The sequence below is a fragment of the Kribbella sp. genome (assembly GCF_035655035.1).
Taxonomy (GTDB): Bacteria; Actinomycetota; Actinomycetes; order Propionibacteriales; family Kribbellaceae; genus Kribbella.
In genome coordinates this window covers 1-4,344 of sequence record NZ_DASRVN010000260.1, presented here as the reverse complement: position 1 = coordinate 4,344, position 4,344 = coordinate 1, and the positions used below count along the sequence as shown (strand labels likewise).

Genomic DNA, 4,344 nt, shown 5'->3' with positions numbered 1-4,344 from the left:
GCATGTACCTGGTCCCGCCCCGCCTGTGCGAGCTTGCCCGCGGCACCGGCTGCGCTGTCGATCGGCGCCCGCAGCTCGTCGCCCACCGCGGGTACCTTCCCGATCGGCGACGACAGCTTCCGCAGGTCACCGGCCAGCCCGTCGCCGGCCTCGGCCGCCTTGCGTCCCGGCGTACCCAGGGCTTCGACCATCCGGTGGACCAGCAGACCGAGCTCGACACACAGCCAGACCCACGCCACCAGTACGAGATCCCCTACCAACTGCCCGGCCCGCTGTGCTCCTACCTCGGAGTAGAGCTTCACGCCGTCGGCCTTTCGGTCAGAGGTTCGAGCGGAGGTCCCACAGCAGCGGGTAGTAGCGCAGGTCGAGGCGGCTGCGGAGGTAGTTGGCGCCGGACGAGCCACCGGTACCCGGCTTGGTACCGATCATCCGCTCGACCATCACCACGTGCCGGGCGCGCCAGGCGGCGGCCAGTTCGTCGTGCTGGAGGAGTGCCTCGGCGAGCTCCCAGACGGCAGCGTAGTGCGAACGGTCGCCGGCCACCTTGCGCAGCGCGTCCCGGACCGAGTCCTCGGAGTCGGTCTCGAAACCGGCCTTGCGCAGTACGTCGAGGTACGCGTCCCAGAGCGTCGGCTCCTCGAGTCGGCGGCGCAGCCGGTCCTTCTCGGCCTCGGTCAGGCCGCGGAACCGGCGGACGAACGACGGGTCCTTGGCGCCGGACAGGAACTCGATCTCGCGGAACTGCACCGACTGGAACCCGGACGCCGGCGACAACCGGTGCCGGAACTCGCCGAAGTCCTGCGGGGTCATCGTCTCCAGGATATCCACCTGCTGGGTGAGCACCCGCTCGATCGTGTGCACCCGGCGGAGCAGGTGCTCGGCCAGCCAGAGTTCACCGGCCAGCATCGCGTCCCGGGACGCGGTCAGCTCGTGCAGGTTCTGCTTGAACCACAGCTCGTACACCTGGTGGATCGTGATGAACAGCAGCTCGTCATGGGCCGGCGGATCCGACTCCAGCCGCTGCTGGTCGAGGAGCTCCGGCAGGCGCAGGTAGCTGCCGTACGTGAGCCGGCCGCCCTCCTCGCCGAAGTGCACGTCGACCCCGCCCCACTTCCCCGTCACCCCGTCGCCAGCACTCATGTGACGGAGACTAGCCCACGGTTCCGTGACTGGTCAGTGATTCGTTCGTTGGTCCTTCCGTACGCCGACGTCGAGGAGTTGCATGTCCGCCACGGTCGAGACACCGATCGTTCCTGGTCCGGTTCAAGGACCGACGCGTGAGGAGCCGCTGGTCGAGGCGCTGCTGCTCGACGACTACCGGTCGCTCGTCCACCTCGCCTACCTGATTCTCCCGCCTTCGATCAGCCGGGCGAGGCGGGTGGCGGCCGCGCACGCGGTGGTCCAGCGGGCGCTGCCGCCGGGGCTGCCGCTGCCGACCGAGCTGGCGCTCCCGTCGAGCCTCGTCGGACCGCCGGACCTGCGGGTGCAGGCGACCCGGCACCGGGAGTTCATGCGCCGCCGGGTCGTCGACGAGGCCACCCGGCAGGCCGAGCACCGGACCCTCTTCGGGCGCCTCGGCTCGGTTCTCGCACCGGCCGACGCGCTCGGCTTCGACCCGTGCAGCACCCGCCCCGACCGCACCGCCCTCGTCCGCCGCCGCGCCCGCGGCCGCTACGTCGCGATCGCCGCCACCGTGGTGGCCGCCACCGCGATCCTCGCCGCGCTCCTCGGCGCCTGACCGGGGCCCACCCGCCCCGGCACCGCGGGGCTCCGGCGCGGATCTGCAGGCCATCACAATCGAGCGCCGGCGGCGGATGCCAGCGTGCCATCGACCACGGTCGGCAATTGTGATGGCCTGGGGATCCGCATCCCCACCCTTGACGCGCTGAGGTGCTCCGCCTACCGTCGGTGACACCGCTCTCTACCGCCCCAGGGAGATCCGTGATGCCCGTTGGAATCGTTTCCAGTCTTGCCCTCCTGATCGCTCCCCTCGGCGCACCGCTGCCCGCGCCGGCCGAGACCCCACCGGTGACCATGTCCACCCAGGCAACGATCTGCAACAAGTACTGCGACGCCCGCGACCCCGCGCTCGCCCCGAAGGACCGCACCCCGGTGTCGGCGACGCTCTTCGGCCGCACGATCGCCCTGCACCTGGACGACGACGACGCGATGGGCTGGGCCGCGATCGAGAACGGCAACCCCGGCGACGAGGTCTGGCTGGACCGTTCGATGGACGGCGGCCGCACCTGGGCGTCCGGCAGCCGGCTCGGCAACACCGCGATCCCGTCCGGGCAACGCGGCTGGCGCACGCAGATGTACAACGTCGACGACTGGAACAACCTCGGCGTCGGCGCCCTCCGCGCCTGCGGCAAGGCCGGCGACCGCCCGGACATCGCCTGTACGCCGTGGGCGCGGGTGACCTGGAACGCCTGGGACCGGCGTACCGCGGCCGCGACCGCGTTGATGCAGGACTACAACCTGTCCAGCGGGCTGTTCGACACCACCGGCTGGTGGAACTCGGCGAACGCGCTGAACGCGCTGATCGACAACATCCGGGTCAGCGGGATGGCCAGCTACAAGTACGCGATCGGCAAGACCTACGACCTGAACCTGAACAAGTTCGAGGGCCAGTTCCGCAACGACTACGTCGACGACACCGGCTGGTGGGGGCTGGCATGGGTCGCGGCGTACGACGTGACCGGCGACGCGCGGTACCTGCAGACGGCGCGCGCCGACGCGGACCACATGGCGGCGTACTGGGACAACACGTGCGGCGGCGGGGTCTGGTGGAGCGAGGCGAAGACGTACAAGAACGCGATCTCGAACTCGTTGTACATCCAGCTGAACGCGCAGCTGCACAGCCGGATCGCCGGCGACGCGACGTACCTGCAACGTGCCCAGGCGGGCTGGACGTGGTTCCAGCGGACCGGGATGATCAACGGCTCGCACCTGGTGAACGACGGGATCGACCTGTCCACCTGCAAGAACAACGGCCAGACCGCGTGGACATACAACCAGGGCGTGCTGATCGGCGCGCTCACCGAGTTGTCGAAGGCAACGAACAACTCGGCGTACCTGACCAGCGCGCGGCAGCTCGCGGACGCGTCGACGACCGCGGCGTCGCTGCACACCGCGGACGGCATCCTCCGCGAGCCGTGCGAGGACGGCGACTGCGGCGGCGACGGCCCGTCGTTCAAGGGCGCGCACGTCCGCGGCCTCGGCAAGCTGAACGCGGCGCTGTCCGACCACCCGTACACGGCGTACCTGCAACGCCAGGCCGATCGCGCGTTCGCGGCCGACCGGACACCGATGGACCAGTACGGCCTGCGCTGGTACGGCCCGGTCGACAAGCTCGACGCGGCCCGCCAGCAGTCCGCTCTCGATCTGCTGAACGCCGCCCCCTAGCGGAGGTACGTTCGCGGGGTGACGACGATCTACGAGCGCAACGGCTGCCGGGTGAGGCTGGAGATCGGTGACCGGATCGAGTACGCGATCGACGGCGACGGTCATCGCCACGTCGTCAGCACACCGCTCGCCGGTCTCGACACCTTGACGGCCTACCTCGCGCCGGACGGCACCGCCCGACCGGTGGACGGCACCGCCCGGCTCGAGGACGCGAGCCGGGCGGCGGCGCTGCGGGACGGCTTCGAACGCTACGCGCCCGGAAGCATCGCGGCCGAGGTACGCCGGTGGTGCCATCACGCCGGCCTGCCGTGCACAAGGTCGGTCGACGGGCGGCTGACCCACCGCGAGCACATCGTCGCGACGGCCCCGCAACCGGGCACCGGCCGTACGGTCACTCTCACGGTCCTGTTCTGGACGGACGAGCTCTTGTTCACCGAGGAATACCGCGGCCCGGCGGAGGTCCTCGGCTACAGCTACACGATCGGCCTGCGGTACGACGGTCTGCCGCGGCTGGCCGATCACGTCGAGACGCTGGCGGGCCGCCGTACGACGGGTGCCCCGGAGGATCGGCTGGTGGCCGCGCTCGACGAATTGGTTGCCCAGGGCATCATCAATCCGTTGGCCGGTCAAGGCGAAGTACGCGAGCTGTTCGCGAGCTGGTGCGGCGAGTGCGGCGCGCAGTACCGGCTGCTCGGCGTCGACCGGCGCGAGTCGCTCGTCCAGGTGCCGACACGCGCCGAGCAGGTGGCCGAGGTGTCGTTCACGATCGGCTCCTCCGGCAAGCGGCTCGGGTTCCACGAGAGTTGGGGGCAGGACGCGTTGTACCAGCTGCAGTTCGAGTACGACGAGCTCGCGCGGCTGCTGCCCTGGCTGACGGATCGCGCCGGTCCGCTCGACCCACGACTCGGCCCGGACGACGCACTCGTCACGGCTCTGCGG

General features: G+C 70.5%; 4 protein-coding genes and 1 pseudogene. 3 read left to right on the top strand and 2 right to left on the bottom strand.

The annotated features are described in order from the left end of the window. Both VFF46_RS15380 and VFF46_RS15375 read right to left on the bottom strand, forming a co-directional pair. Positions 1–302, bottom strand: a pseudogene (locus tag VFF46_RS15380) (hypothetical protein); the annotation flags it as partial. Positions 303–318: 16 nt separating this feature from the next. Next, positions 319–1,140, bottom strand: coding sequence for a tryptophan 2,3-dioxygenase (locus VFF46_RS15375; RefSeq protein ID WP_325037791.1), 822 nt, complete (start codon positions 1,138–1,140; stop codon positions 319–321). 82 nt (positions 1,141–1,222) lie between these two features. On the opposite strand from VFF46_RS15375, the gene VFF46_RS15370 reads away from it, so the two are divergent. The 3 genes from VFF46_RS15370 to VFF46_RS15360 all read left to right on the top strand — a co-directional run. Further along, positions 1,223–1,738 carry a hypothetical protein gene (locus tag VFF46_RS15370; RefSeq protein ID WP_325037790.1) on the top strand — a complete coding sequence of 172 codons (516 nt, stop codon included), beginning with the start codon at positions 1,223–1,225 and terminating at the stop codon, positions 1,736–1,738. A 206-nt stretch (positions 1,739–1,944) separates the two neighbouring features. After that, positions 1,945–3,405, top strand: coding sequence for a glycoside hydrolase family 76 protein (locus VFF46_RS15365; protein WP_325037789.1), 1,461 nt, complete (start codon positions 1,945–1,947; stop codon positions 3,403–3,405). An 18-nt stretch (positions 3,406–3,423) separates the two neighbouring features. Continuing rightward, positions 3,424–4,344 (top strand): hypothetical protein (locus VFF46_RS15360; protein ID WP_325037788.1); only part of this gene is annotated, 921 nt, incomplete at its 3' end.

Bases quoted from the DNA above. Each gene is read 5' to 3' on its own strand.
- VFF46_RS15375 (WP_325037791.1), bottom strand. From the start codon at position 1,140: ATGAGTGCTGGCGACGGGGTGACGGGGAAGTGGGGCGGGGTCGACGTG.
- VFF46_RS15370 (WP_325037790.1), top strand. From the start codon at position 1,223: ATGTCCGCCACGGTCGAGACACCGATCGTTCCTGGTCCGGTTCAAGGA.
- VFF46_RS15365 (WP_325037789.1), top strand. From the start codon at position 1,945: ATGCCCGTTGGAATCGTTTCCAGTCTTGCCCTCCTGATCGCTCCCCTC.